We start from the raw sequence: 23,019 nt of genomic DNA, 5'->3' as shown, positions 1-23,019 counted from the left end.
AGCGCGCCCCGATTGAGGCGCGCTTTTTTGTTTTTAGAGGGTCGCGCGTTGCGCCAGACCTGCTTCGTCCGCCAACCGCGCGGCGACGGATGCAACAGCGAGGTCCTGCAGACCCACGCCAGTTCCGTCGAACAGGGTGATCTCGTCAGCACTGCTTCGCCCGGGGTGATCGCCGTTGATGACCGCACCAATTGGGGTGATTTGTGTTTCTGTCAAAGTGCCGCTTCCCATGGCGTGCTGTGCCTCGCCAATCGTCGCGGATTGAGTGACCTCGTCGGTGAAAACGGTGGCCGAGGCGACCAGCGCCGGGTCGACCTCCATCTTGCCTTTCGTGTCTGTGCCCATACAGGCCAGATGCGTGCCGGGTTTGATCCAGTCTTTCATTAATAGCGGCTCGAACGCCGAGGTGATGGTGATGATGACATCCGATTGGGCACCCAGCTGTTGTTGACTGACGGCTTCGAATTCCAGTCCGATTTCCTCTGCGACAGCCGCTAAACGCGGCAGCATGTCGGGGTGCGGATTCCAGGCGACAACTTTTTCAAAGCCCCGCTGTTCAGCGGCGGCGCGTAGCTGGAAGGCCGACTGATGTCCGGCGCCAACCATGCCCAGCACTTTGGCGTCTTTTCGGGCAAGATGTGCGATGGAAACCGCTGATGAAGCTGCTGTTCGCACGGCCGTTAGGTAGTTGCCACCCACCAATGCCGAAAGCCGCCCCGTGTCGGGATCGAACAGAAACACCGTGGATTGGTGATTGGTCAATCCTTGTTCGGCATTGCCCGGCCAATAGCCGCCAGATTTCACGCCCAACACCTGCCCATCCCGATCGAATCCGGATTTGAAACCATACAGCGCATCAGCGTAGCCCAGTGCCTCGCGAACGACAGGAAAGTTCCGTGCCCCGCCGCTGGCCATCGCACCAAACACGGATTGGACCGCGTCAAAGGCCTGTTGGCGGCCCACCAGCTGTTCGCACAGGTCTTCGCCCACAATCAGCAGGCCATCTTGCGTGGTCATAGCATCCCTCATCAATAAGCCTTTCCGCGGGCCGACACGGGCCACAGAGCCTCGACCTTGCCGTCCCGTACGCCGACATACCAATCGTGGACGTTGCAGGTGGGATCACAATGTCCGGGCACAAGCCGCAGCTTGTCGTTCACCTTCAAAACGCCGTCGGGATCGCCAATGACACCGTGCTCGTCCGAACATTTGAGGTATTCCACATCATCGCGCCCAAAGATGAAGGGCAGGCCGCTATCGACCGATTGCGCCTTAAGGCCGGCGTCGCAGATGGCCTTGTCAGTCTTGGCATGGCTCATAACGCTGGTCAGAATGAACAGCGCGTTTTCCCATTCGCTCTGATCGATCCGCTTGCCGTTCTCGTCCAGAATGCGCCCATAATCCGCATCCATGAAGGCGTAGGATCCGCACTGCAACTCGTTGTAAACGCCCGAGTTACTCTCGAAGTAGTACGACCCTGTGCCACCACCCGAAACCAGCTCGCAGTCGATGCCTTCGGCTTTCAAACCGTCAACCGCGTCTTTGACCATGGCGATGGCTGTATCGAGCTTCTCTTTGCGCGCCTCATAGGTGTCGAGGTGCTGCATTGCACCCTGATAGGCCTGAATGCCGGTAAATTTCAGGTTGGGCGCTGCGTTGACTGCCTTTGCTATATCGACAACCGCTTGGGTCGTGGTCACGCCGCACCGACCTGCACCGCAGTCAATTTCGACAAAGACTTCAAGTTCCGTGCCGTGATCGACAGCGGCTTTGGACAGGTCGGCGACATTGTCGATATCGTCTACGCACACAATAGTGCGCGCGCCCAATTTGGGCAGTTGCGCCAACCGGTCGATCTTGGCCGGGTCGCGGACCTGGTTCGACACGAGGACATCCTTGATGCCGCCCCGCGCGAATACCTCAGCCTCAGATACCTTTTGACAGCAGACGCCAACCGCACCGCCGAGCTGTTCTTGTAACTTGGCGACGTCGACGGACTTGTGCATCTTGCCGTGCACGCGGTGGCGCATATCGTGGGCCTTCGCATAATCGCCCATCTTCTTGATGTTTCGCTCCAGCGCATCAAGATCCAGGATCAGGCAAGGGGTCTGGATTTCGCTTTCATCCATGCCGATGGCGGCGGGGATGTCGAACCCGACTTCGAGTTCTTTGAAGTTTACAGATTTGTTCATGTCGTTCCTCCTAACCCTTTCAGCCAGGGCAGTTTGTCCAGATCCACGTTGCCGCCGGTCACGATCACACCGACGCGCTTGCCGCGGAATACGTCCGGGTTCTTGAGTATGGTTGCCAGAGGCACCGCCGATGACGGCTCCATCACGACGCGCAGGTATTTCCACGTCAGCTTCATCGCTTCGATGATCTCGTCGTCAGAGGCGGTGAAAATGTCGGTCACATTTCGGGACACGAAGTGCCACGTGTTCTCTTTCAGCGGCACCAGCAGCCCGTCGGCGATCGTTTTCGGCGCATCATCGGCAATGATGTGGCCTGCTTTGAAGGACCGATACGCGTCATCCGCCTGTTCTGGCTCGGCGGCATAGATCGCGGTGTCGGGGGCCAGGTTCGAAACAGTCAGGCACGTGCCCGAGACCATGCCCCCGCCTCCGATCGGGGCGATGACCGCATCCACTCCGTCTGTCTGTTCCAACATTTCGGCCGAGCAAGTGGCCTGACCCGCAATGACGCGCGGGTCGTTATAAGGGTGCACGAACTCTCCGCCCGTTCTGACCTGCACTTCGGCAAAGGTCGCCTCGCGGGATGAGGTTGACGGCTCGCACTCCGTGATCGTCCCGCCATAGCGGCGCACGGCGTCCTTCTTGGCTTGCGGCGCGGTACGCGGCATCACCACGTTGCAGGGAATACCCCGCCGTCCAGCGGCATAAGACAGGGACAAAGCGTGGTTGCCACTGGAGTGTGTGCAAACACCCTTGGTCGCCATATCATCACTCAGGCCAAACACGGCGTTGCTCGCACCGCGTACTTTGAACGCACCAGCCTCTTGAAAGTTCTCGCATTTAAAGAACAGCTGCGCTCCGGTCAGGTCGTTCAAATAGTCCGACACCATGATCGGCGTGCGTCGGATGAAGGGTTTGATCCGTTCATGCGCGGCGCGCATATCGTCGATTGTCAGATCGGCTGCGGGGATGTGATCCAGCATTGCCATCCTCCTCAGGCTGCGGCCTGGGCGCGGTCAGATGGGCCGGTGCGATAGAAATCCTGCGCCGCCGCGACCCCGCTGCCCAAAGTGATCGGATAGTTCAGATCGGCCATCGCCATCTCGATTGTGCTGAGGCCGGACAGAACCATCACATCCGTCAGACTGCCCAGATGGCCGATGCGGAACACCTTACCATTCAGTTGACCCAGTCCAATACCAAAGGACACGCCATAAGCGTTGAACGCGTGGTCAGTGAGTGTGTTGCTATCATACCCGTCGGGCACGTAGATCGCGCTGACAGTGTCAGAATACAGATCGGGCGATTGCGCGACCAGTTTCAGCCCCCATGCGTCAACGGCGCGGCGCACACCTTCGGCCAGTCGGAAATGCCGGGCATAAACGTTCTCAAGCCCTTCTTCGAACAGCATCTTGAGGCTTTCGCGCATGCCGTAGATCAGTTGCAGCGGCGGAGTATAGGGAAACCCGCCCGAGGCATTGGCTGCCATCATATCGTCGAAGTCAAAGAAGGTACGCGGTAGCTTGGCGCTTTTCATCGCGTCCTGTGCCTTTGGGCTGACGCATAGGATTGCCATGCCGGTCGCCAGCATAAACCCCTTTTGCGACCCCGATACGGCGATATCGACGCCCCAAGCGTCAAAGTCGAACGGCATCGAGGCCAAAGAGCTGACGCAATCGACAAACAGCATCGCAGGATGATTTTCTGCATCCATCGCTTGGCGAACCGCGGCGATGTCCGAACGCACCCCAGTGGCCGTTTCGTTGTGCGTGACCAGAACAGCGCGGATTTCATGCGCAGTGTCATCGGCCAAAGCGGCCTGAAACTGATCAGCGGGCGCGCCGGTGCCCCAAGGACATTCGACGATCTGAACGTCCAGCCCATGACGCTCGCACAGGTCGATCCAGCGGTGGCTGAACACGCCATAGCGCGCAACCAGAACCTTGTCGCCGGGGCTGAGTGTGTTGGTTACGGCTGCTTCCCACCCACCGGTGCCGCTGGCTGGGAAGGTCACGATCTGGCCGGTCGTGGTGCCGAACACCTTTTTTGTGTCCTCAAGAACGGGCGCAAAGGTTTCGACAAAATCCGGTGCGCGGTGATCCTGCGTCTGAACCTGCATGGCAAGACGCAACCGGTCTGGGATGTTGGTTGGGCCGGGTATGAAAACCGGGTTTTGGTTGGACATCTGTTATTCCTCCGCTTTGGATGTAAGTGTCCGGGAAAACCTCACGGCGCGCAATTTTCTTGAAAAATATTTTCATTTTTGCGATTAAATATTTAACGCGCTGTATTTATGCAGTTTTTCGTTTTTCATTTTTGAATCTCAAAAATGGATGGTTCAGAAATATTCTGGCGTTGTGCAAGGGAGTAGGGTGATGGACAATCAGAAAAGACCGCGCGGCAGACCCAAATCCCTGTTCAAGGAAAGCTCGGCCGGGACCATGCAATCGCTGGATCGGGCGCTGGGCGTTTTGACAACGGTGGCCCGGTTGGAACGCGCGGCACTCAGCGATCTGGCACGCGAGATCGATGTTCCGACGGCCACGACGCACCGCATTCTGGTGACCTTGCAGAAACACGGCTTTGTTGCCTTTGACGACGAGCGTCAGGAATGGATGATCGGGATCGAGGCATACCGGACCGGCGCTTCGTTCCTGCGCCGCAACAGCGTGCTTGAAATCGGGCGCCCAATCCTGAGACGCCTTATGCAGGAGAGCGGTGAGACCGCCAACCTGGCGGTTCCGGATGGGTCCGAGGTGGTCTTTGTCGGGCAGGTCGAAACTCCGAACCCCATTCGCGCCTTTTTCCCGCCCGGGGCAAGAACGCCGATGTATGCCTCGGGCACCGGCAAGGCGATCCTTGCCGCGATGACCGAAACGGGGTTGGCCAAAACGCTAGAGGCAATTGATCCGGTGGAATTCACCGCGAACACGCAGATACCGGGCGACGGACTTCAACAGGATCTTTCCAAGACCCGTGCACGCGGCTGGTCGCATGACCGAGAAGAAAGATATCAGGGCATGTCCTGTATCGGCTCGGCGATTTTCAATGACCGGGGGGAGCCATGTGCAGGGATCTCGGTATCGGGTCCGACCGCTCGGTTTGGCGCGGATCGAGCGCATGCGCTGGGTGAATTGGTTCTGGCCGCAGCGCGGGAAATCACCCATCTTAGCGGCGGCCAGACCCCGAAAACCTGAAGCCCTGCTACCTGCGGGGTACGCGGGGAATACGCGACTGAGTTAGCTTGTACTTGTGTTCAGGATGCGGCGGATGGCCGTGGGTTCGGCCCCAAAAATCAGTGCCGCCGCGCCGCAGCCAGATTGGGATGCACAAGATCAGACCCACGAAAAACCCACCCGTATGCGCCCAATAGGCCACCCCGCCTTCGTCCGGGTTGCTGGCCAGACTGCCAAAGAACTGCATAGCCAACCAAACCCCCAGCATGACAAAGGCAGGTATTGTGAATATGCGGAAATAGACAATGAGGATCAGCAGGATATCCACGCGGGCCTTGGGGAACAGCAGCAAGTAACCACCCATGACACCCGCAATCGCACCGGATGCGCCAATGGTCGGCACGACCGAGCCCGGCGCTGTGAAAACATGGATCAGACCCGCCCCGATTCCGGCTGCAATATAGAACAGCAGAAAGGGCAGGTGGCCCATTTCATCTTCGAGGTTGTCGCCGAAAATCCACAGGAACAGCATGTTTCCGGCCAGATGCATCCAACCTCCGTGCAGGAACATCGAGGTCACCAGCGTCTCAAAAGCAAAACCGTCCGTGATCCGCGCCGGGATAATCGCATAGTCGTAGTACAGCTGATTGATCAGCCGGACATCGTTCATGATACCCACATAGCTGAGGAATATCAGGATATTGGCCGCCATCAGCAGATAGACGACATAGGGTGTTCGCCCCGAAGGGTTATGGTCGCGGATTGGAAACATGAGGCGACGCTGGGCTTTTCCCGACCCAGCGTCAAGGCATGCTTACGCCGCACCCCCAAGCAATGCGGCATTGCCGCCCGCGGCTGTTGTATCAACGCACAGGTGGCGCTCGGCCAGAACTCGTGCGCGGTCCGGAAGGCCGGGGATCAGCGGCAGGATCGGACCGTCCCGGCGGGCGAGGTGACGTTCGATCTCACGCGCTGTGTCGTCATCGCCCCACCAAAGAACGCCCGATATCCCGGTCACGTTCTCCAACCGATGCAAGTCTAACGAACCGGTCGCCTGAATGGCCGTACCACCCAGCGCCTGAACGGCGTCGGTCTGTACACGTGCGGCCTCGGCTCCGGGACCCAGGCACAGCAATGGCGCGCGTGGGAATTCGCTCAACCGGTTGGATTCGCCCGTCGGGCCGGGCAGGGATTGGGTCTGCACCGACGCGGGCGTACCCTGAACATCGGGAAGCTCGCTCATTGGGTGGTCCCATTGTTCGTCGGACTGCTGCCGGTCCGGGGCGCAGAACCGCGTCATGTAATTCGGCCCACCCGCCTTGGGGCCTGTGCCCGAAAGCCCCTCACCGCCAAATGGCTGAGATCCTACGATGGCGCCGATTTGGTTGCGGTTGACGTAGATATTGCCCGCATGCACCGCTTCGGTGATGTGTTGCACCCGGTCGTCAATACGTGTGTGCAAACCAAATGTCAGTCCGTACCCGGTTGCGTTAATGTCGGCGATCACCTGATCAATCTCAGATGCCTTGAAGCGAACGACATGCAGGACAGGGCCAAAAATCTCACGCTTCAGCGCGGAAATGCCGGGTATCTCAATAAGTGTTGGGGCGATGAACGTCCCTTCCGGCGGTATGGGCGTGTCCTTTAAAACGCGGCCTGCGGCGCGGGCATTGGCAACGTGATCTGCAATGCCCTGGCGCGCCGACTCGTCAATAACCGGTCCGCAATCGGTTGAGATCAACCAAGGATCTCCGACCTGTAGAGCCTGCATTGCACCGGTTAGCATTGTCAGCAAATCGTCGGCGATATCTTCCTGGACATAGAGACACCGCAAGGCAGAACACCGCTGCCCGGCAGATTGAAACGCACTTTCGATGATGGACTGAACGGCCTGTTCGGGCAGGGCGGTACTGTCCACGATCATCGCGTTCAACCCGCCGGTCTCGGCGATCAGAGGCGTGCCGGGGCGCAGGTTATCGGCCATGGCTGCGCGTATTTTCAACGCGGTCGCCGTCGAACCGGTAAACGCCACGCCAGATACACGCGGATCAGAGGTCAACGCCGCGCCAACGGACGGGCCGCCGGGCAATAATTGCAGCACGTCGCGGGGAACGCCGGCCTCGTGCAGCATTTGCAAGGCGCGATGCGAGATCAGTGGCGTTTGCGGTGCGGGCTTGGCCAGAACTGCGTTGCCTGTGGCCAAGGCTGCTGAAATCTGGCCCGTGAAGATAGCGAGCGGGAAGTTCCACGGGCTGATGCAGGTGAAAACGCCTGCCGGTTCCGCTTTGGGAATGTTCGCAGCGTAGTAGCGCAGGAAATCGACCGCCTCACGCAGTTCGGCAACGGCATCAGGCAGGGACTTACCTGCCTCGCGCGCGAGCAAGGCGAAAAGCTCGCCAAAATGAGCCTCATATAGATCGGCAGCAGTATTCAAGATACGCGACCGTTCTGCTGGTGGTGCCTGCCACGGTGCCGCGGAATTCAGGGCAAGCTCGACATCCTCGGCGCTGGCGGGGGCGATAGCTCCGGGGCGATCCTGCGGTTGGGCCGGATTGGTGACCGGTTGGTCCTGTTCCGGGCATGCATCGCCGGACAGCAGCGGCTGGGCATACCAGTGGTGCGCCCGGAAAGCATCCCGCGCGGCGTCGATCTTGTCCAATGTCGGGGTGTGGTGAAGGTCGAAACCCTTCGAATTGACGCGTTCCGGTTGGAACAGGTTCGGTCCGGTTGGCAGCGGTCGTACTTGATCCACAATGGTCAGGAACGGATCAGCGGCGACCTCTTCCGGCGGAACGTTCTCGTCTACAATCTGGTTGACGAATGATGAGTTTGCACCGTTCTCCAACAGACGCCGCACCAGATAGGCAAGCAGATCGCGATGCGCCCCGACCGGCGCATAGATCCGGCACCGTGTGTTGTTTTGGTCTTTGACAAGCTGGTGCAGGGTTTCTCCCATTCCATGCAGGCGCTGGAACTCGAATGGCTGGTCGTCGGCCATGTGAAGGATCGCGCCGACCGTATGGGCGTTGTGGGTGGCAAATTGCGGGTAAATTCGATCGGTCATACCCAGCAGTTTGCGCGCATTCGAGATGTAGGAAATGTCCGTGGCCGCCTTGCGAGTGAACACGGGAAAGCCATCGATGCCTTCAACCTGAGCTCGTTTGACCTCGGTATCCCAGTAGGCCCCTTTAACCAAGCGAACCATCAGCTTTCGGTCATGACGCCCGGCCATGTCATACAGTGTGTCCAGCACGATCCCGGCACGCGGGCCATAAGCCTGAACGACGATACCCAGGCCGTCCCAACCATCCAGGGCCGGTTCGGCCATCACCGCCTCGATCACCTGCAGAGACAGGGAAAGGCGATCTGCTTCTTCAGCGTCCACATTTAGGCCCATACCTGCCGCCTTGGCCAAAAGGGCCAAAGCCTGCATCCGGGGCACCAGTTCTTCCATGACTTCTGCTTCTTGCGCCAGTTCATAGCGTGGATGCAGCGCCGACAGCTTGACGGAAATCCCCGGGTTGGCCCGGATATCGTCGTGAATGCAGGCCTCGGCGATTGCAGCAATCGCGCGCGAGTATGACAGGTGATAGCGGGCGGCATCGGCTTCGGTTCGCGCCGCCTCTCCCAGCATGTCGTAGGAATAGGTGTAGCCCTTAGCCTCCGTCCCGCTGGCGCGATCCATGGCGGATTTGATGGTCTCGCCCAGGACAAACTGGCGACCCATTTCCTTCATCGCGCGCCCGACGGCCGTGCGGATCACGGGTTCGCCCAGCCGTTTGATCGCACCGCGCAAGACACCGACTGGAGAGGTCTTGTCTTCGTCCAGAACCTTGCCCGTTAACATCAGAGCCCACGTGGACGCGTTGACCAGCGATGAAGAAGACCGACCCAGATGCTTGCCCCAATCCGACGGGGCGATCTTGTCTTCAATCAGCGCGTCGATCGTGTCGGCGTCTGGTACGCGCAGCAGCGCCTCGGCCAGACACATCAACGCGATGCCTTCGTCCGTGGAGAGGCCATACTCTGCAAGGAACACTTCCATCATACCGGGTGAGGTGCTGGACCTGATATCACGCACCAATTGCGCCGCAGACGCACAAATCGCGTTGCGGTCGGCTTCGCTCAGATCAGCATTTGCGATCAACGCGTCAAGAATTTCCGACGGATCGGCATAGGTTTTGGCATCAATGCGGGCGCGCAGGCTGTGTGACATGTGTCCTCCGGTCTTTTGAGTAATATAGTGTCGATCTTCCGGGACGATTGCCTTAGTTTTATCTACGGCTAGGCGATTGGCCTGATTTCAGGGGTTTGAGCGATGCAAAAAGACTTTCCGGGGCTGGATAGGTTCGACAGATCAATTCTGGCGATTCTGGCCGAGGACGGCCGGATCCCCATCGCCGATCTCGCGCGGCGTATCGGGCTTTCGAAATCCCCAACTCAAGCACGTGTGAAGAGACTTGAGGCTGATGGCATCATTACCGGATATCGTGCCTTGCTGGACCCCATTCGACTTGGTTTGGACCACGTAGCCTTTGTCGAAGTCCGATTGACTGACACGCGCGAGAGAGCTTTAGCCGATTTCAACGCGGCCGTTCGTAAAGTGCCTGAGATCGAACAAGCCCATATGATTGCGTCGAATTTTGACTATCTTCTGAAAATTCGCACCGGGTCTATGTCGGAATACCGCGCGGTTCTGGCCGAAAAGATCTCATCATTGCCGCATGTCGCCAGCACCTCAACCTTTGTCGCGATGGAGGCTGTGAAAGAGACCGGGATGTCTGGGGCCTTGGATGCGATGGGTTGACGAACACGTTGCACGCGTCACCATTGGCGCATGAAACGCTTTGCTTACGCCTCAATTTTCTATGCTGCGACCGTTTTTGCGGCCAATGCTCAGGACTGCCCTGTCGCGCCAGACCATTCCGCGGATGTATCGGCGGTTCTGGAACAGATACAGAGCGCTGAAACCGAACAGTCCGCTCGTGCACTGTCCGGTCAGTTATGGGAGTTCTGGACCGATGCCCCGGACGAAAGCGCGCAGGCTGTTCTGGATCGTGGCATGACACGTCGAAATGCGTGGGACCTGCTAGGCGCGATTGAAGATTTTGACAAGTTGGTTGCGTATTGCCCGTCCTACGCCGAAGGGTACAACCAACGCGCATTCGCCCACTACCTGCGCCAGGATTTTCAATCCGCACTGCCCGACCTGGACAAGGCAATCGAGTTGTCGCCCAACCATGTCGCCGCGATCAGTGGCCGAGCGCTGACTTTGTTGGGGCTTCAACGCGTTGATGAAGCGCGTGAGGCGTTGTCCCAGGCATTGGAACTGAACCCTTGGCTATCGGAACGTCATCTCATGGCCCCGGGCGGACCGCTTGCAGTGCCGGGTGAGGATATCTGAAAAAAACGCCCCCGAGCCGCAAGGCCGGGGGCGTTTTGATTATTAAGATTTTAGCCGACCAGACCATTATCGGTGCGCTTTATGGCGATAACCGATGATCTCGGCGTTCCGCCGTCCGGCCAGTTGCTGCCGGGGTGCTGGATGCCGACAAACATGGTGCGCAGATCGCCGGACCAGGCCAGACCGGTGACCTCACAGCCGTTCGGGCCGGTCATGAAGCGCGCGATCTCGCCGGTGATCGGATCCCCAACCAGCATCTGGTTGTTGCCGTTGCCTGCGAAGTCTCCCTCGTTGTCGTCATTGCCGTCCGTCTGGATCCAGATCAACCCGGTGGAGTCTATCACCATGCCATCGGGCGAGTTGAACAGGTTCCCTTCATTCACGTTTGCCGAGCCGGCGCGATCGTCCGAGTGAACCGTCGGATTGCCCGCCATCACGTACAGGTCCCAATCGAACCCTTCGGCGGCGTGGTCGTCATTTGCGGGGCGCCAGCGCACGATCTGACCGTACTTGTTGGCCTCGCGCGGGTTGGGGGCGTTGACCGAGGTGTCATCTCCACCGGCGTTAGCCTTCACGCCGCGGTTCTTGTTGTTGGTCAGACAGCAATACGCTTCTACCGCAACAGGGCTGGATGCGACCCATTCAGGGCGGTCCATGGTCGTGCCGCCGGCCTTGGACGCGGCCATACGGGTAAAGACTGCGATATCGGCTTCGTCCATCCCGGTGGTTTCCGGTGTCAGAGCCAGCCATTCGCCCTTCATGTCGTCGTTGAACTTTGCGACGTAGAGCGTGCCGTCGTTCAGCAGGCCCTCGGTTTCACCTCCCGGTTGGTAGGTGCCGTTCGACACAAACTTGTACAGGTACTCGCCCCGCTCATCGTCGCCCATGTAGACAACAACACGACCATCTGCGGCCAGAGTGACCTCGGCATTCTCGTGTTTGAAACGACCCAGCCCGGTGTGCTTGACCGGCGTGCTATCGGGCTTGGTCGGGTCGATTTCGACGATCCAGCCCGCGCGGTGCGGCTCGTTCGGGTTTTTCGACGTATCGAAACGAGCATCGAACAGTTCATAGCCGTTCCAGCTTTCGGCCTTGACGCCATAGCGTTTGAACCCATCTGCAACCTTTTGGTCGTAGCTGGCGTTTTCATCGCTAGACCCGAAGTAGCCGTTAAAGTTCTCTTCGCAGGTCAGGTAGGTACCCCACGGAGTTTTACCCGCACCACAGTTGTTCACCGTACCTAGCGACGTGGTTCCGGTCGGATCAGCTTCAGTTTTCAGCAGGTCGTGACCAGCGGCGGGGCCTACGATCTTCATTGGCGTATTGTGGTGGATACGGCGGTTGAAGGGGCTGTCTTTGACAACTGACCAGCCATCGGGGCTTTCGGTGATTTCCATCACAGTCACGCCCTGAATGTTCTGCAGTTTCAAAACGTCCTCGGCGCTGGCCGGAACACCTTCCTGAGCGACGGGCATGTTGATCTTGCGGTTCGGATATTCGTGGTTGATCGCGATCAGCTCGTGACCCTGGAACGAGAAGGTCTCCATCCCGTCGGTGTTTTCGCCGAAGATGCGATCCGATTTCTCAATCGGGCCACCATCGGTGATGTCATAGCCGTCGGCATCCGAGAACAGCGGGTCGCCCCAGCGGGTCATAACCTTCCACTCATAGCCTTCCGGCACGTGAACGGTGCCGTCGGTCTGGGCAGCGATTGGCGTGAAGGCAAAGCGCGAGGCCGTAACAGCGTGTGCTGCAGTTGAGCCCAGCAGGCCCGTGCCCATTGCTGCGGCACCCGAGCCAAAGGCCACTACACCAGCCAGAAAGCCACGGCGCGAGATGGCGCTTTCGACGACGCGGTCAAAATCGTTTTCCTCGGGGCGGGGGAAATGCAGCTCGTCCCAATCGTCGGCGGACAGGGTGGTGGTATCAACGTCTTTCATGAATGGCTCCTGGCTGTCTTTAGGTAGTCGATGAAAGGCATGTAGGGCGTCTTTGTGACATGTTCTTAACAACAATATTAATGACTTCACCTGTCCACGCAGAAAAGCCAATCGGCTGGCGAAGGCAAACCAAAGCTTTCTGCCAGCCGCGCTTGTTATCTTGGTAAAATGTAGTTGTTACGATCAGGTTGCGTGATCCCAGCGAAATGCAGGTTTAAGCCAGCCGCTGCCCTGCTTCGTTAAAGCGATAGGCCTTCTCGGATGCATATCCGAATCGCAATTCTTGACCTTCTGCGATGGCATGTTGGCCAAACAAACGGGCTGTGACGTCGTGGTCCTGAACTTTGGCTATCACATTGGTGTCCCCGCCCAACTTTTCCACGTGGCTGACACGCGCGGCAAGCGGGCCGTCATCTGACAGGAACAGGTCCTCGGGGCGAATTCCGATCGTGTTCTGACCGCTTTCTTGAACTAACGCTTCAGGCAGGAAGTTCATGGAAGGTGAGCCCAGGAACCCGGCGACAAACTGATTTGTGGGGTTGTTGTACAATTCCATCGGGCTACCGATCTGCTCGACCCGACCATCGCGCAGAACAACGATCTTGTCGGCCAGCGTCATCGCTTCGGTCTGATCATGGGTCACATAGATCATTGATGCATCCAGTGCCCGGTGCAGATTGGCGATCTCGATCCGTGTGTTCATCCGCAGGGCGGCGTCCAGATTGGACAGCGGCTCATCAAACAGGAACAGTTTAGGTTCACGTACAATGGCGCGCCCGATGGCGACACGCTGGCGCTGGCCGCCTGACAACTCGGACGGGTAGCGGTCCAGATAGGGTTCAAGGTTCAGCATCCGGCTGGCTTTGGCCACGCGGCCTTCGATTTCCGATTTGGGCTGCTTTTCCTGCTTCAGTGCAAGGGTCATATTGCCCCGAACGCTGAGGTGCGGGTAGAGCGCATAGCTTTGGAAAACCATCGCGATCCCACGCTTGGATGGCGGTACCAGATTGACTTGCTGCCCGCCAATGTTGATCTCACCGGACGATGCATCCTCGAGCCCCGCAATCACCCGCAGCAGGGTGGACTTGCCACAGCCCGACGGGCCGACAAAGACGACAAATTCACCTTCTTCGACCTCCAGCGTGATGTCTTTCAGGACATGCACGTTGCCAAAGGACTTGTTCACATTGTTCAGCGTCAGGGCGGTCATGATGCGGGCTCCTCAAGGGAAACGGGCTGGCCGGTTCGGATACTTTGATCCGCAGCCAGACAAATGGCGAGCGATTGGATGGCGTCATTCATATGACGGGTCAGGTCGATATCTTCGGCGATGGCGCGCAGCATATAAGCCTGCTCAGCATCACAAAGGTCTTGATGGCCGGGTTCGTCCGGCATCTCGATGGTGTGGTCGCCTTGCGGTGTATGGACCAGCAAGCCGCCGACTTTGGTATGGCCGTCGATGTCGGCAGACGCACCCTTGTTCCCATCGGTAATCGAAACGGACCCGTTGGGCGACACGATATCTTTCACAAAGAACGCGGTTTCCGACATCATCGGGCCCCATCCGGCCTCGTACCAGCCGACCGAGCCGTCGTCGAAGACCACCTGAAACTGGCCGTAATTGTACATGTCCGGTGCAATTTCATCCGACAGGCGCAGGCCCATACCATGCACCCGGACGGGCAGCGCGTCGGTGATCTGGCACATCACGTCGACATAGTGCACGCCGCAATCGACAATGGGCGAAGTGGTCTGCATCAATGCCTTATGCGTTTCCCATTCCGCGCCCGACGACTGCTGGTTCAGGTTCAACCGGAACACATAGGGCCCGCCAAGATTGCGCGCCTCATCGATCAGCCGCATCCAAGAGGGGTGATGGCGCAGGATATATCCAACCACTAGCTTGCGATTCAGCCGCGCGGCTGCCTCAACCACACGTCGTGCGTCGGCGACATTGGTGGCCAGCGGTTTTTCAACAAACACATGTGCGCCGGCCTCCATGGCCGCACATGCAAAGTCCGCGTGGCTATCAGAGTAGGTCGCGACCACGACCAGATCGGGTTTGGTTTCGGCCAGCGCCAAGTCGAAATCGGAATAGGCCGGATAATCGGTGAGATGCGGGTGATCCACACGGCCAGACCGGTTCACCAAACCAACGATCTGCGCGTCGGGGCGGTGATGGTGCGCCAGCGCGTGGCTCAAACCCATATTGCCGAGACCTGCAACCAGAACGCGGGTCATTTGACTGCTCCGGATGTGATGCCGCGGATCAGCTGTCGCGAGAAGATTACGTACAGGACAAGCACCGGCAGAATAGCCATCGACAGGGCCGACAGAACTGCGTTCCAATCGGTCACGAACTGGCCGATGAACACTTGGCTTCCCAGCGTCAGGGTCTTGGTTTCTTCGGCTGGGGCCAGGATCAACGGGAACCAAAGGTCGTTCCAGATCGGGATCATGTTGAACACGGCCACGGTCGCCATCGCGGGCCGGACCAGAGGCAGAACAAGGCGGAAGAATATCGTGTATTCGGACAAACCGTCGATGCGCCCGGCATTCTTCAGGTCATCGCTGACTTGTCGCATGAATTCGGACAGGATGAATACGGCCAGTGGTAACCCTTGAGCCGTATATACTAGGATCAGCGCCCAGAGCGAGTTTACCAGCCCGGTCGCCACCATCATCTCAAGGATTGCCACGGTGCCGATGCGGATGGGGATCATGATCCCCAGCGCGAGGTACAGCCCCATGATCAGGTTGCCCTTGAACTGGTATTCCGACAACGCATAGGCGGCCATCGCGCCAAACAACAGGATAAAGGACAGCGATGCCACGGTGACAATCATCGAGTTCTGGAAATACAGGAAGAAGTCACCCTGCTTCATCACCGTCTCATAGCCGATCATCGAGAAGCTGTCCGCATTGGGCAGGGCCAGTGGTTCGCGAAAGATCGCGCGGCGGGATTTGAAGCTGTTGATCAGGATAACAAAGACCGGAAACAGCGCGATCAGTGTGTACAGGATCAGCGCGCCGTGCATCGCGACCATGTTGAGGGGGTTATGACGTGCTTTGTTCATCGCGTGGCCCTCACAATTGATACCGGCGCATCCGGGTCTGGATGCCGAACAGGTAGATACAGACACCCACAAGGATGATGGCGAACATCGCCCCGGCGATAGCCGAACCCATATGCGGGTCACCCAGTTGCAGCTGGAAGCCAAAGAATGTGCGGTACATGAAGGTACCAAGAATATCGGTCGAGAAGTCCGGTCCCGCCAGCGCGCCTTGTGACGCGTAGATCAGATCGAATGCGTTGAAATTCCCCACGAAGGTCAGGATCGAGATGATCCCGATCGAAGGCAGGATCAGCGGCAGTTTGATCTTCCAGAAGGCCGCGGTTCCGGTGATTCCGTCGATCTCTCCAGCCTCAAGAATTTCTTCCGGAATGGTCAGCAAGGCGGCGTAGATCAGCATCATCGGGATGCCGACAAACTGCCAGACCGAGACCAGCGCCAGTGTGGTCAACGCGTATTCCTCTTTCCCCAGCCATGGGGCGAACAGCGACTTGAGCCCGACGGCGTCCAGCATCGACGGCGCGATTCCCCAGATCGGCGAGAGGATCAGTTTCCACGCGAACCCGACAATCACAAAGCTCAGGATCGTGGGAATGAAGATCGCCGACCGATACAAGGCCGCAAACCTCAGGCGCGGGTGGCTGAGCAGGGCGGCCAAGGCGATCCCGATCGGGTTTTGAACCAGCATGTGGATCAGGAAGAACCAGAAGTTATTGCCCAGTGCGTTCCAGAACTGTTCGGACCAGATCGGATCAAAGAACAGGGTTTGAAAGTTCTGCAATCCAACGAATACGCGGCTTTGGTCAATCTCGGTATAGAGCGCCAGACGCAGCGTGTTGAACAGCGGGAAGATCATCACCGCCGTGTAAACAAGAACGGCCGGTGCAAGAAACACAAGGATATGCCAGCGGAAGCGGGGGCGGTTCATGGGATTGCTTTCAATGGGGTGTCGGGGATACCCGGGCGATCACTACCGCCCGGGTATGTGTCAGATCACGGTTTACTGGTGCGGAGCGTACCAGGTGGACAGACCTTTTTGCAGGTCTGCGCCCAGTTCTTCGGGGCTGTTGGCGCCCTTGATGGCGGCAACCGACGCGCCCCAGGTCTCGTTCTCAAGGTTCGGCGTGCCGCGCGACAGGATCTGATATGTCGAACGGATAGTCGATTCACATTCATCGCGCCATCCGACGAACTCCTTGGCCAACGGATCTGCCAGCTCGACCGGAGTGTTGGACAGCGGGAAGAAGCCCGGCACGGCGTTGCCAAAGATTTCGGCAAACTCGGGGCTTGCGACCCACGCCAGGAATGTTTTGGCCGCTTCGGGATTTTCGGTGGCGGCGTTCATGCCGATGCCGATATCTGTGTGGTCCGAGATATAGCAGGTGTCGCCTGCGTTTTGGACTGGCGGCTTGAATGCCCCCATCTCAAAGTCGGCCTGTGTGTTGAAGCCAGCGATTTCCCACGATCCGGCAGGGTAGATCGCAGCCCGGCCCAGGGTGAAGATGTTCTGGCTGTCGGGATAGGTTTGTGCCTCATACCCGTCGCCCAGATACTGTCCCCAGCGTGCCAGAGTGGCGTAGGGGGCGGTCCAGGCTTCATCTGTCAGTTTCTGCTCGCCCGCGATAAGGGCCTGACGACCTTCTTCACCTTTCCAGTAGTTCGGACCGATGTTGTTGTAGCCCATTGTGGCGGCTTCCCACTGATCGTTGGTGCCCATCGCCATCGGAATGTAGGTGCCGTCTTCTTTGATCTTGTCGAGTGCTGCAAAGAACTCTTCTTCAGTCGTTGGGACTTCGATGCCCAGCTCGGCAAACGCATCCTTGTTGTAGATAAAGCCGTGGATCACCGACGCCATGGGAACACAGAAGCTGGCCGAGCCGTCATCCGTCTGCCATGCGGATTTGGCCACGTCCGAGAAGTTGCTCATCGCTTCGACCGAAGACAGATCGCTCAGGTGCCCCGCTTCAAATAGCGCCAAAGAGGCGTCGAACGGGCGGCACGTGATAAGGTCACCGGCTGAACCCGCATCCAGTTTCGAGTTCAGCACAGCGTTGTACTCGGCCGGAGCCGAGGGCGTGAACTGCAGTTTGATGCCGGGGTGTTTGGCTTCGAACGCCGGGATGATCTGTTCCTGCCACAAGGTCAGGTCGTCATTGCGCCAGCTTTCGATGATCAGCGTGACGTCCTCGGCATAGGCGCTTGAAGCCATCAGGGTCGTGCCCAGTAAGGCCAGTTTCAGGCTATTGCGTTTCATTCGTGTTCTCCCAGTTGGTTAGCAGTCATTTATCTTGTTCCAGCGCGGATTGCAGAACTCCGTCGCTTGCATCCAGAACGGTCGAGGCATCCTTGAGTGACATGCCGCGCGCCGCGATCAAAACCGCCGGCTTCACGTCCCCGTTTGCGGCATCCAGCGCGCGCCTTGCTGTTTCGATATCAACTTTGGCGGTCCGCGCGACGATCCCAGTTGCGCGCGCGCGCAGCTTGTCGTTATCGGCGCGAAGGTTGACCATCATGCCGCCGTGAACGTGGCCGAGTTGCAGTGCCATGAGCGATGACAGCATGTTCAGGGCGATTTTCTGGGCCGTTCCCGCGCCCATGCGCGTCGAGCCCGAGATCAATTCCGGCGGCGTTGCCAAAAGAATCGGAATATCCGCGCTTTCCAGCAAAGGGCTGCCTGCATTGTTGGCAATTCCGATAACGGTTGCGCCATGTGACTGTGCGATATTGCTGGCAGTCAGGGTGTATGGCGTCGATCCGCTTGCGGACACCGCGATGATCGTGTCCGACGGTTGCAGTGTCGAAAGCGCGTCCTCAAGCCCGTCGGCCTCGTCTTCTGCGCCACCCGGCATTTCGACACCGGTAGGCAGGCCGCCGGCCATATGTATACGGAGTTGGTTCGCGGGGATTGAGAAGGTGCCGCCCAGCTCTTGTGCGTCGGCAGCAGCCATCAACCCGGATGAGCCAGCCGCCACATAGTGCAAAACGCCGCCCGCGCGGATCGTCTGCGCCATGGCGTTGCCGCCCCGCGCGATCGCATCCAGTGCGCCCCGCGCCGAGGTCGCGGCTGCAATCTGCCCCTCAACCAGCGCCCGAGCTGAGGCGACAGGGTCTTGTGGGTCCAGCTTGATGGCGTCTGGATGCAGTTGTTCGGTTGGCGGCAGCGTCAAAAGAATCCCCCTTTGCGGTTCCCAATACAATACCTATTCAATACCACTTGTCCATAATTTTATTTTTCCGGCGGAAATCAACGTATTCGGTATCAAAATAGGGAGAATCTGCAGGAATTGGTCCATTTTAGCCTTCCTAAATTCAAATAGGTATTATAATGGTATTGTCATGACTGAGTCTCTGAGCAATGATGTACTGGCCATAGACGGTGGCGGAACCCGATGCCGGGTTGCTTGTGAAGTCGCTGGTATCGTCCATTCCGTTGAAACCGGGGCTGCCAATGTCTCGACGGACTTCGATGCGTCCGTTCTGCAGATGAAATCGGGGATCACCCAGATTGCACAAATGCTTGCTGTAGATGTTCAAGACCTGACTCAGTTGCCCGCCTTTGTCGGATTGGCTGGCGTCACAGATGACCATATTGCCGGTCGCGTGCAGAGCGCGCTGGGCCTGACGTGTGCGCGCGTTTCAGATGACCGGCCCGCCGCGCTTCGCGGTGCGCTTGGGTCTCAGGATGGGCTTATCGCGCATTGTGGTACGGGGTCGTTTGTTGCTTCTCAGAGAGATCGGGTGATGCGGTTTGCCGGGGGGTGGGGGCCAGTATTGGGGGATGAAGCATCTGCGCAATGGGTAGGGCGTTTTGCATTGGCAGAAGCATTGAATTCCGTGGATGGAATTCAGGTCACTAGCGATATTACGCAGAAATTGCTGGATGATTTTGGCGGTAGTGCAGGGATCGTCGAATTTGCCGGACGGGCGACGCCGACAGAGTTAGGCGCGTTGGCCCCGGTGGTTACCACTGCAGCAGTTTCCGGAGATGACGTAGCCAGAAAAATTATGCAGGCCGGTGCTACTTACATCGCCGATATGGCGGCACGTCTCGGATGGCAGCCAGAAGTCGCGATCTGCCTGACCGGCGGTATCTCTCCGCATTATGCGGACTATCTGCCTGCTGCCATGCAGTCAGAGATACGCCCTCCATCGGGCGATCCGTTGACCGGGGCGCTGGCTTTGGCGAAGGAGGTCTCGCATGAGCATTGCTGAATTCCTACGCTCTGATCTTTGGCTGACCCCTGAAAATGGTCCCCGCTACGTGCAGTTGCGGCGCAGGTTGCAAGAGGGGATCGACACGGGCGTCCTTGCGCCGAACTCATCGTTGCCATCCGAACGGGAACTGGTGGAAATCACGGAATTATCCCGCGTAACCGTACGCAAGGCGATTCAGGAGCTGGTGCAGGAAGGTGTAATCGAGCAGCGGCAGGGGTCAGGGTCCTTCATTCGGGAACGTGTTCAAAGGGTTGAACAATCGCTGAAACACCTGACCTCGTTCACCGAAGATATGTCGAGCCGGGGGATGGAGACGACGTCAAAGTGGTTGGAGCGAGGAGTATTTGCGCCAACCCGGGAAGAGATCAACGCGCTGAATCTATCAGAGGGTGAGCAGATATCCCGCATTTACCGCCTGCGCGAGGCGGACGGGCGTCCGCTGGCGCTGGAACGTGCTGCGCTGCCGCTGGATATTCTGCCGAACCCAATCGAAGTCACCACGTCTCTGTACGAAGTGCTTGATGGTCTGGGGCGCCGCCCGGTGCGCGCGGTGCAAAAGATATCGGCTCTGAATCTAGCCGCGCGAGAAGCCGAACTGCTGGAGGTGCCCGAAGGTGCGGCGGGGCTGAACATCGAGCGTATCTCATTTCTAAAAAACGGGCGGGTCGCAGAGATGACGCGGTCGCTCTATCGCGGCGACGCTTATGACTTTGTCGCTGAATTGCGCCTATAACCGGAAGGACCGGGATCAAATGTCCGAAAAGAACTCGAAAATGCGTCAGGAAATCCTGGAGATCCCTGATGCCGTTGACAGACTGTTGAGCACGGGGGCAGACAATATCCGAGCAGCTGCGCAAAGCGTGAGGGATACGGATCCACGTTTTTTGATCTCGGTCGCCCGGGGATCATCCGACCATGCCTGCAGCTATTTGAAATACGCCAGTGAACTGCTTCTGGGATTACCGGTTGCCTCAGTAGGGCCGTCCGTCAGTTCGATTTACGGGGTGGATCTCAGGGCAAAAGGATCTGTCTGCCTGTCCATCTCGCAGTCCGGCCAAAGCCCGGATATCGTGGGCCTGACAGGGTCTTTGCGAAACTCTGGCGCACTGACAATTGCGGTGACCAACAACTTGGAATCGCGCCTGGCCGACGTGGCGGATGCGGTTCTGCCATTGCACGCGGGGCCAGAGTTGAGCGTCGCAGCAACCAAGACATTTGTGACCTCGTTGGTGTCCGGTCTATGGTTGCTGGCCGAGGTCAAAGAGGATGCTGAATTGATCGGGGCGATCCAATCCTTGCCCGAATACCTGGCGCGAGCGGCCCAATGCGATTGGTCGGCTGCAGCCGAAACAATCACCGGGCGGTCTTTGTTTACGCTTGGCCGGGGGCCCTCTTATGCGATCTCTGATGAAGCTGCGTTGAAAATCAAGGAGACCTGCCAAATCCATGCCGAAAGCTATTCAGCGGCCGAAGTGCTGCATGGCCCGGTGTCGATTGTCGAAGAAGGGTTTCCGGTGATTTCGTTCGCGGCCAATGATGCAGCTGAACAGGCGACTGCCGATGCGGCTGATGCCTTGGCCGAAAAAGGGGCAGCGGTCTTTGCGACGACCACCAAAGTATCGCGCGCGCAGGCTCTGCCAGTGGTTCGAACGGATCATTGGATCACCGACCCAATAACGGCGATTACGTCTTTCTACAGCATGGTAGAGGCCGTCGCCAGTGCGCGGGGGATCGACCCGGACGCACCGCGGCACCTTAAAAAAGTGACCGAAACGGTATGACAGAACGCAAGGTGATCTTTCGAAACGGGCCGATTTTCGACGGCAGCCGGTTGTTAAACGACCACGCGATTGTTTTTCGCGAGGGGCGGGTGGGTGAAGTTTTCCCTGACGCTGAGGTGACCGAGGAAAAGGACGTTGTAGATCTGAACGGCGATATCCTCAGCCCCGGTTTTGTGGATCTGCAGGTCAATGGCGGCGATGGCGTTATGTTCAACGATGATCCGTCGGTCGAAACGATCCGCAGAATCGCCGGTGCCCATCGCCGATTGGGTGTGATTTCGCTGCTGCCCACGCTGATCACCGACGAACCCGCCAAAACCCGCGCAGCAATAGATGCGACGATCGAGGCGGTACGTGCACAGGTGCCGGGCGTTGCCGGATTGCATTTGGAAGGGCCGCATTTGTCGGTCGCGCGGAAAGGGGCGCACGACGGTAATTTGATAAGGCCGATGGAAGCGGCGGATTTGAACACGCTGATAGAAGCCGCAAATGCACTTCCCTGCCTGAAGGTAACTGTCGCCCCCGAGGCTGTGTCCGAGAAGCAAGTCCGCGCCATGAGCGACGCTGGTATCCTTGTTTCGCTCGGGCACAGCGATGCGGATTTTGCGACTTGCCAGCGGTATGCTGCCGCCGGTGCGCGTTGCGTAACCCATCTGTTCAACGCGATGAGTCAGCTGGGCAATCGTGAACCCGGCCTCGTCGGCGCGGCGCTGGCCAGCGGAACGCTGTCTGCAGGGATGATTGCCGATGGTGTCCATGTGCACCCCGCCGCGATGCGCGCTGCCTGGGCTGCGAAAACTGCGCCGGGTCAAATCTTTCTGGTCAGCGATGCAATGGCTGTGGCGGGTACTGATCAAACCGAATTCACCCTTGAAGGCCGCAAAATCACGCGAACCGACGGCAGGTTGACACTGGCGGACGGAACGCTGGCCGGCGCAGATTTGGACCTGACGACCGCCGTTGGCGTGCTGGTCAATCAAGTCGGCGTGCCGTTGCAGGACGCACTGGCGGCGGCCACTTCTTATCCGGCTCAGCTGATCGGGTTGGCCCCGCCAACGGTCTTTGAATACGGTTCGGTAATCCGGATATCTGCCGATTTCAGCCGTTGCGAATGGCTGCCCGCGCAATCTTGAGTTTGTCTTTAACTGCCAGACCGACTGTCTGCGGGATGCGGTATACCGCCTGTCAATTTTTGTCGACGAATTTGAAATCTGGCTTCGAACGGCGCTTGACGATA

20 protein-coding genes are annotated in these 23,019 nt (G+C 58.4%); 7 read left to right on the top strand and 13 right to left on the bottom strand.

Going from position 1 to position 23,019, the window contains the following annotated elements:
• Window positions 1–33: 33 nt before the first annotated feature.
• From bhcD to bhcA, 4 genes are read right to left on the bottom strand one after another with little or no spacing between them, the layout of a single operon-like run.
• Entirely contained in the window at window positions 34–1,017 is a 984-nt protein-coding gene (gene bhcD / locus AC2FIS_RS05420; protein ID WP_496772262.1) for an iminosuccinate reductase BhcD, read from the bottom strand.
• A gap of 11 nt (window positions 1,018–1,028) precedes the next feature.
• Window positions 1,029–2,192, bottom strand: a complete 1,164-nt coding sequence (bhcC, locus tag AC2FIS_RS05415) for a 3-hydroxy-D-aspartate aldolase BhcC (protein ID WP_496772261.1) — start codon at window positions 2,190–2,192, stop codon at window positions 1,029–1,031.
• Window positions 2,189–3,175 carry a beta-hydroxyaspartate dehydratase BhcB gene (bhcB, locus tag AC2FIS_RS05410; protein ID WP_496772259.1) on the bottom strand — a complete coding sequence of 329 codons (987 nt, stop codon included), beginning with the start codon at window positions 3,173–3,175 and terminating at the stop codon, window positions 2,189–2,191. The genes bhcC and bhcB overlap by 4 nt, the downstream gene beginning before the upstream one ends.
• Before the next feature lie 11 nt (window positions 3,176–3,186).
• Complete coding sequence (gene bhcA, locus AC2FIS_RS05405; protein ID WP_496772258.1) at window positions 3,187–4,377, bottom strand: L-aspartate--glyoxylate aminotransferase BhcA; 1,191 nt, start codon at window positions 4,375–4,377, stop codon at window positions 3,187–3,189.
• A gap of 190 nt (window positions 4,378–4,567) precedes the next feature.
• Here bhcA and AC2FIS_RS05400 point away from each other — a divergent pair, with 190 nt between their 5' ends.
• Window positions 4,568–5,389, top strand: a complete 822-nt coding sequence (locus tag AC2FIS_RS05400; protein WP_282119029.1) for an IclR family transcriptional regulator — start codon at window positions 4,568–4,570, stop codon at window positions 5,387–5,389.
• Between the two features lie 7 nt (window positions 5,390–5,396).
• Here the strand turns inward: AC2FIS_RS05400 and AC2FIS_RS05395 are convergent, their stop codons facing one another.
• Together AC2FIS_RS05395 and putA are read right to left on the bottom strand one after the other, a co-directional pair.
• Window positions 5,397–6,140: a rhomboid family intramembrane serine protease gene (locus tag AC2FIS_RS05395; protein WP_496704744.1), complete on the bottom strand. Its 744-nt coding sequence runs from the start codon at window positions 6,138–6,140 to the stop codon at window positions 5,397–5,399.
• Between the two features lie 42 nt (window positions 6,141–6,182).
• Complete coding sequence (gene putA, locus AC2FIS_RS05390) at window positions 6,183–9,584, bottom strand: bifunctional proline dehydrogenase/L-glutamate gamma-semialdehyde dehydrogenase PutA (protein ID WP_496772257.1); 3,402 nt, start codon at window positions 9,582–9,584, stop codon at window positions 6,183–6,185.
• A gap of 102 nt (window positions 9,585–9,686) precedes the next feature.
• On the opposite strand from putA, the gene AC2FIS_RS05385 reads away from it, so the two are divergent.
• Both AC2FIS_RS05385 and AC2FIS_RS05380 read left to right on the top strand, forming a co-directional pair.
• Window positions 9,687–10,175 carry an Lrp/AsnC family transcriptional regulator gene (locus tag AC2FIS_RS05385; RefSeq protein ID WP_496769002.1) on the top strand — a complete coding sequence of 163 codons (489 nt, stop codon included), beginning with the start codon at window positions 9,687–9,689 and terminating at the stop codon, window positions 10,173–10,175.
• A 30-nt stretch (window positions 10,176–10,205) separates the two neighbouring features.
• The gene (locus AC2FIS_RS05380; RefSeq protein WP_108859338.1) at window positions 10,206–10,772 is read left to right on the top strand and encodes a tetratricopeptide repeat protein; all 567 of its coding nucleotides are present in this window, start codon (window positions 10,206–10,208) and stop codon (window positions 10,770–10,772) included.
• Window positions 10,773–10,822: 50 nt separating this feature from the next.
• On the opposite strand, the gene AC2FIS_RS05375 is transcribed toward AC2FIS_RS05380, so the two are convergent.
• The 7 genes from AC2FIS_RS05375 to AC2FIS_RS05345 form a co-directional block, all read right to left on the bottom strand.
• The gene (locus AC2FIS_RS05375; protein ID WP_496772256.1) at window positions 10,823–12,712 is read right to left on the bottom strand and encodes a PhoX family protein; all 1,890 of its coding nucleotides are present in this window, start codon (window positions 12,710–12,712) and stop codon (window positions 10,823–10,825) included.
• A 214-nt stretch (window positions 12,713–12,926) separates the two neighbouring features.
• Entirely contained in the window at window positions 12,927–13,922 is a 996-nt protein-coding gene (locus AC2FIS_RS05370) for an ABC transporter ATP-binding protein (RefSeq protein ID WP_496772255.1), read from the bottom strand.
• Window positions 13,919–14,953, bottom strand: a complete 1,035-nt coding sequence (locus tag AC2FIS_RS05365; RefSeq protein ID WP_496772254.1) for a Gfo/Idh/MocA family protein — start codon at window positions 14,951–14,953, stop codon at window positions 13,919–13,921. Before AC2FIS_RS05365 ends, AC2FIS_RS05370 begins: the two co-directional genes overlap by 4 nt.
• Window positions 14,950–15,789, bottom strand: coding sequence for a carbohydrate ABC transporter permease (locus AC2FIS_RS05360; protein WP_058275926.1), 840 nt, complete (start codon window positions 15,787–15,789; stop codon window positions 14,950–14,952). Before AC2FIS_RS05360 ends, AC2FIS_RS05365 begins: the two co-directional genes overlap by 4 nt.
• 10 nt (window positions 15,790–15,799) lie before the next feature.
• On the bottom strand, window positions 15,800–16,714 hold the full coding sequence (locus AC2FIS_RS05355) for a carbohydrate ABC transporter permease (protein WP_113789909.1): 915 nt from the start codon (window positions 16,712–16,714) through the stop codon (window positions 15,800–15,802).
• Between the two features lie 72 nt (window positions 16,715–16,786).
• Window positions 16,787–18,040, bottom strand: coding sequence for an ABC transporter substrate-binding protein (locus tag AC2FIS_RS05350; RefSeq protein WP_496772253.1), 1,254 nt, complete (start codon window positions 18,038–18,040; stop codon window positions 16,787–16,789).
• Window positions 18,041–18,065: 25 nt separating this feature from the next.
• Window positions 18,066–18,953 carry an N-acetylmuramic acid 6-phosphate etherase gene (locus AC2FIS_RS05345; protein WP_496772252.1) on the bottom strand — a complete coding sequence of 296 codons (888 nt, stop codon included), beginning with the start codon at window positions 18,951–18,953 and terminating at the stop codon, window positions 18,066–18,068.
• A gap of 169 nt (window positions 18,954–19,122) precedes the next feature.
• Between AC2FIS_RS05345 and AC2FIS_RS05340 the strand changes: the two genes are divergently transcribed.
• Genes AC2FIS_RS05340 through nagA form a run of 4 tightly spaced genes read left to right on the top strand, consistent with a single transcriptional unit; the run spans window position 19,123 to window position 22,915 of the window.
• Window positions 19,123–19,998, top strand: coding sequence for a glucosamine kinase nucleotide-binding domain-containing protein (locus tag AC2FIS_RS05340; protein ID WP_496772251.1), 876 nt, complete (start codon window positions 19,123–19,125; stop codon window positions 19,996–19,998).
• Window positions 19,985–20,734 (top strand): GntR family transcriptional regulator, encoded by a 750-nt coding sequence (locus AC2FIS_RS05335; protein ID WP_496772250.1) that lies wholly within the window; start codon window positions 19,985–19,987, stop codon window positions 20,732–20,734. The genes AC2FIS_RS05340 and AC2FIS_RS05335 overlap by 14 nt, the downstream gene beginning before the upstream one ends.
• 19 nt (window positions 20,735–20,753) lie before the next feature.
• Window positions 20,754–21,782 carry an SIS domain-containing protein gene (locus AC2FIS_RS05330; protein ID WP_496772525.1) on the top strand — a complete coding sequence of 343 codons (1,029 nt, stop codon included), beginning with the start codon at window positions 20,754–20,756 and terminating at the stop codon, window positions 21,780–21,782.
• On the top strand, window positions 21,779–22,915 hold the full coding sequence (gene nagA, locus AC2FIS_RS05325; RefSeq protein WP_496772249.1) for an N-acetylglucosamine-6-phosphate deacetylase: 1,137 nt from the start codon (window positions 21,779–21,781) through the stop codon (window positions 22,913–22,915). The genes AC2FIS_RS05330 and nagA overlap by 4 nt, the downstream gene beginning before the upstream one ends.
• Window positions 22,916–23,019: the final 104 nt, after the last annotated feature.

The organism is Ruegeria sp. CDSB113 (assembly GCF_059611045.1).
The sequence above is the reverse complement of the archived record's forward strand: the minus strand, read 5'-3'. Positions and strand labels throughout refer to the sequence as shown.

Coding starts and splice junctions, on each gene's coding strand:
- bhcD (WP_496772262.1), bottom strand. CDS start 1,017: ATGACCACGCAAGATGGCCTGCTGATTGTGGGCGAAGACCTGTGCGAA.
- bhcC (WP_496772261.1), bottom strand. CDS start 2,192: ATGAACAAATCTGTAAACTTCAAAGAACTCGAAGTCGGGTTCGACATC.
- bhcB (WP_496772259.1), bottom strand. CDS start 3,175: ATGCTGGATCACATCCCCGCAGCCGATCTGACAATCGACGATATGCGC.
- bhcA (WP_496772258.1), bottom strand. CDS start 4,377: ATGTCCAACCAAAACCCGGTTTTCATACCCGGCCCAACCAACATCCCA.
- AC2FIS_RS05400 (WP_282119029.1), top strand. CDS start 4,568: ATGGACAATCAGAAAAGACCGCGCGGCAGACCCAAATCCCTGTTCAAG.
- AC2FIS_RS05395 (WP_496704744.1), bottom strand. CDS start 6,140: ATGTTTCCAATCCGCGACCATAACCCTTCGGGGCGAACACCCTATGTC.
- putA (WP_496772257.1), bottom strand. CDS start 9,584: ATGTCACACAGCCTGCGCGCCCGCATTGATGCCAAAACCTATGCCGAT.
- AC2FIS_RS05385 (WP_496769002.1), top strand. CDS start 9,687: ATGCAAAAAGACTTTCCGGGGCTGGATAGGTTCGACAGATCAATTCTG.
- AC2FIS_RS05380 (WP_108859338.1), top strand. CDS start 10,206: ATGAAACGCTTTGCTTACGCCTCAATTTTCTATGCTGCGACCGTTTTT.
- AC2FIS_RS05375 (WP_496772256.1), bottom strand. CDS start 12,712: ATGAAAGACGTTGATACCACCACCCTGTCCGCCGACGATTGGGACGAG.
- AC2FIS_RS05370 (WP_496772255.1), bottom strand. CDS start 13,922: ATGACCGCCCTGACGCTGAACAATGTGAACAAGTCCTTTGGCAACGTG.
- AC2FIS_RS05365 (WP_496772254.1), bottom strand. CDS start 14,953: ATGACCCGCGTTCTGGTTGCAGGTCTCGGCAATATGGGTTTGAGCCAC.
- AC2FIS_RS05360 (WP_058275926.1), bottom strand. CDS start 15,789: ATGAACAAAGCACGTCATAACCCCCTCAACATGGTCGCGATGCACGGC.
- AC2FIS_RS05355 (WP_113789909.1), bottom strand. CDS start 16,714: ATGAACCGCCCCCGCTTCCGCTGGCATATCCTTGTGTTTCTTGCACCG.
- AC2FIS_RS05350 (WP_496772253.1), bottom strand. CDS start 18,040: ATGAAACGCAATAGCCTGAAACTGGCCTTACTGGGCACGACCCTGATG.
- AC2FIS_RS05340 (WP_496772251.1), top strand. CDS start 19,123: ATGACTGAGTCTCTGAGCAATGATGTACTGGCCATAGACGGTGGCGGA.
- AC2FIS_RS05335 (WP_496772250.1), top strand. CDS start 19,985: ATGAGCATTGCTGAATTCCTACGCTCTGATCTTTGGCTGACCCCTGAA.
- AC2FIS_RS05330 (WP_496772525.1), top strand. CDS start 20,754: ATGTCCGAAAAGAACTCGAAAATGCGTCAGGAAATCCTGGAGATCCCT.
- nagA (WP_496772249.1), top strand. CDS start 21,779: ATGACAGAACGCAAGGTGATCTTTCGAAACGGGCCGATTTTCGACGGC.